At 74.0% G+C, this 3,117-nt stretch carries 3 protein-coding genes; all 3 read right to left on the minus strand.

Translation table 11 applies throughout. The features are described from left to right. The coding region (locus HO151_RS07615) for a lantibiotic dehydratase (RefSeq protein WP_173895094.1) at positions 1-635 on the minus strand (635 nt) is incomplete at its 3' end. A gap of 66 nt (positions 636-701) precedes the next feature. Further along, on the minus strand, positions 702-1,649 hold the full coding sequence (locus HO151_RS06205) for an ornithine carbamoyltransferase (protein WP_173895095.1): 948 nt from the start codon (positions 1,647-1,649) through the stop codon (positions 702-704). A gap of 28 nt (positions 1,650-1,677) precedes the next feature. Then, positions 1,678-3,012: an aspartate aminotransferase family protein gene (locus tag HO151_RS06210; RefSeq protein WP_173895096.1), complete on the minus strand. Its 1,335-nt coding sequence runs from the start codon at positions 3,010-3,012 to the stop codon at positions 1,678-1,680. Between the last annotated feature and the right edge of the window lie 105 nt (positions 3,013-3,117).

Consider the following 3,117-nt stretch of genomic DNA (forward strand, 5'->3'; position numbering starts at 1 on the left):
CCGGGCAGGCGCACCGTGCCGTCGGCCACCCGCACGAACGGCACCGGGCGCGGCGCCGTCCAGTCGCGCACCCGCGGGTCGCGGTCGACGGCCTTCGCGAGGGCGTCCATCGACCAGCTGGAGAAGTAGACCCGGGACTCGGCGACCAGCCCGGTGCCGGGGTGCACCTCCACGCCGCGCCGGGAGGTGTCGAAGGTGCCCCAGCCGACCGGTCCGAAGAACCCGATGGTGTCGTTCTTGACGCAGAACCGCTGCCAGTAGTGCGCGACCAGCTCCTCGCGCTGGCGGGGCATGCTGGTGCGGCCCCCGGCGGACGGCGTCCAGTCGAGGAACGGCTTGATGCCGGTGCGCAGCACCGCACGGTTCTGCCAGGCGACCGCCGCCCGGAACGGCGCCGAGGCGGCGATCTCCTGGAGTTCGTGCGCGGTGCGCACCGCCGCCGCCGAGAAGGTCTCCTGGAACGCCTCCCAGTCCGCCCCCGCCGGTACCTCCCCGGGGGCGAACTTGTCCGCGGCCTCGGCCAGGCCCTCCGGGGCCAGCCGGAGTACCCCCGCCGCGGGGAAGCCGGGTCCGCGGAGCGCGAAGTGCGTCCACAGGCGCCACCCGCCGCCGGGCATGCTGATGGTGTCGGACATTGCTGAGCTACCTCCCTGGGAAGAATGCGCCGGACCGGTGGCCGGCCGGATCGCCGGACCGGGCCGTCAGGCCGGCTCCGCCGGGATGCCGCCGAGGCACCACTCCAGAACGGCGCGGGCGCTGTGGTACTTGTTCTCGGCCTGCCGGAACGCGATGCTCGCGGGACCGTCCAGCACCTCGCCGGTCACCTCGTCACCGCGGTGCGCGGGCAGGTCGTGCATGAAGACGGCGCCGGGACAGGCCGCCAGCACGGCGGCGTCCACCCGGAAGGGGGCGAAGACGCGCCGCCAGTCCGGGTCGGGCTTGGTCGTGCCGGTCGTCTCCCAGCGGGTGGTGTAGACGATGTCGGCCGCGGGCAGGTCGGCCATGTGGTGCCGCTCCTCCACCAGCGCGCCGGACACCGCGGCGTGGGCGCGGGCCCGGTCGAGGAAGACCGGGTCGAGTCCGTAGCCGGGCGGGGTCCGCAGATGCAGTTCGGTGCCGGGGAACCGGCTGAGGGCCAGGGCGAGCGCCGAGGCGGTGTTGTTGCCCTCACCGGCGTACAGCACCCGCAGGCCCTCGATCCGCCCGAAGCGGCCGAGCATCGTGGTGAGGTCGGTGAGGGCCTGGGTGGGGTGCTCGGCGGCGCTCATCGCGTTGATCACGGCCATCCGCTTCTGGGCGGCGTAGGCGCGCAGTTCCCCGGTGCTGCCCGCGGTGCGCGCCACCAGCACGTCGAGCATGCGGGAGAGCACGTCGCCGGTGTCCTCGGAGGACTCCCCGGTGTTCTCCTGGAGGTCACCGGGACCGTAGGTGATCAGCTGGCCGCCGAGCCGGAGCGCGCCGGCCGAGAACGCGGTCCTGGTGCGGGTGGACGTCTTGCGGAACAGCACACCGACGACGGCGCCGGCGAGCGGCCGGGCGTCCTCGCACTCCCCGGCGGCGTACTGGGCGCCGCGGCGCACGAGCAGGCGCAGCTCCCGGTCGGTCAGGTCGTCGACGGAGATCAGGTGGTGGCGGTCGGGACGGGGCATGGCGGGTTCCTCCTCGGGCGGCCGGCGGTCAGCCCGCACGCAGGGCGTCGAGCAGGATGCCGAGCCCCTCGTCGAGCGGACCGGGGTCGATGGTCAGGGGCGGCATCACCTTCAGGACCTCGTCGTGGCGGCCGCAGCGCTCGACGATCAGGCCGTGCTCGAAGGCGTGGCGCTGCACCCGTCCGGCCCGCTCCGCGCCGCCGGCCCGGGCGGTGTCGACGCCGAGCACCATGCCCCGGCCGCGCAGCACGAGATCGGGGTCCAGGGCGCCGGCGTCGGCCCGGAAGCGGGTGAGGCGCTCCGTGTTGCGCCGCAGGCCGGCCAGGAAGCCGTCCCGCTGCCACAGCTCGCACGCCGCGGTGGCCGCGACGAAGGCGAGCTGGTTGCCGCGGAAGGTGCCGGTGTGCTCGCCGGGCTGCCACAGGTCCAGCTCGCGGCGGAACAGGGTGAGCGACAGCGGCAGTCCGTAGCCGCTGAGGGACTTGGAGACGGTGACGACGTCCGGCACGATCCCGGACTCCTCGAAGCCGAAGAACGTGCCGGTGCGGCCGCAGCCGGTCTGGATCTCGTCCAGGATCAGCAGCACCCCGTGGCGTTCGGTGACCTCGCGCAGCCGGCGCAGCCACTCCCGGCTCGCCGGGTAGACCCCGCCCTCCATCTGCACCGCCTCGACCACGACGGCCGCGGGCAACTCGGTGCCGGACGACGGGTCGCTCCACAGCCGCTCGATCAGCCCGATCGAGTCGAAGGGGCCGAGCGGGCCGTCCTCGAAGGGCACGAAGGTCACGTCCCCGCCGGCGACCGTGCCCGCGCGGCGGGCGCGGCGGCTGCCGGTGACCTCCAGCGCACCGCGCGACATCCCGTGGTAGGCGCCGGTGAAGGCCGTCAGGCCGGTACGGCCGGTCGCCCGGCGGGCCAGCTTGAGGGCCGCCTCCACCGCGTCGGTCCCGGTCGGACCGGTGAACTGCACCTTGAAGTCCAGGCCGCGCGGCTGGAGCACGACCTCGGTGAAGCGGGTGAGGAAGTCGCGCTTGGCGACGGTGTGCAGGTCCAGGCCGTGCATCAGGCCGTCGCCGGCGAGGTAGTCGACGATCCGGCGCTTGAGGGCGTCGTGGTTGTGCCCGTAGTTCAGGCTGCCGGCGCCGCAGAAGAAGTCGATGAAGGCGCGGCCGTCGTCGGTGTGCAGCAACGCGCCCTTGGCGCGTTCGAACACCACGGGGAAGGTACGGCAGTACATCCGCACCTCGGACTCGATCTTCTCGAAGACGGAGGTGTCGGAGGGGCCAGTGGTGCTGCCAGCGACGCTGATGGGGTCGGTGAGGCCGGTGAGGTCGGTGGGGCCGGTGGTCGCAACAGTGGTCATGGCGGTCCTTGGGCGAGGAGGCGGGTTCGGTCAGCGGCCGGCGGGCGTGCGCCCGCCGCGTGGGCGCGCGGTCAGCCGCGGCAGGGGCCCGTCGGCGGCCAGGAG

The organism is Streptomyces sp. 8P21H-1 (assembly GCF_013302945.1).

Coding starts and splice junctions, on each gene's coding strand:
- HO151_RS06205 (WP_173895095.1), bottom strand. CDS start 1,649: ATGCCCCGTCCCGACCGCCACCACCTGATCTCCGTCGACGACCTGACC.
- HO151_RS06210 (WP_173895096.1), bottom strand. CDS start 3,012: ATGACCACTGTTGCGACCACCGGCCCCACCGACCTCACCGGCCTCACC.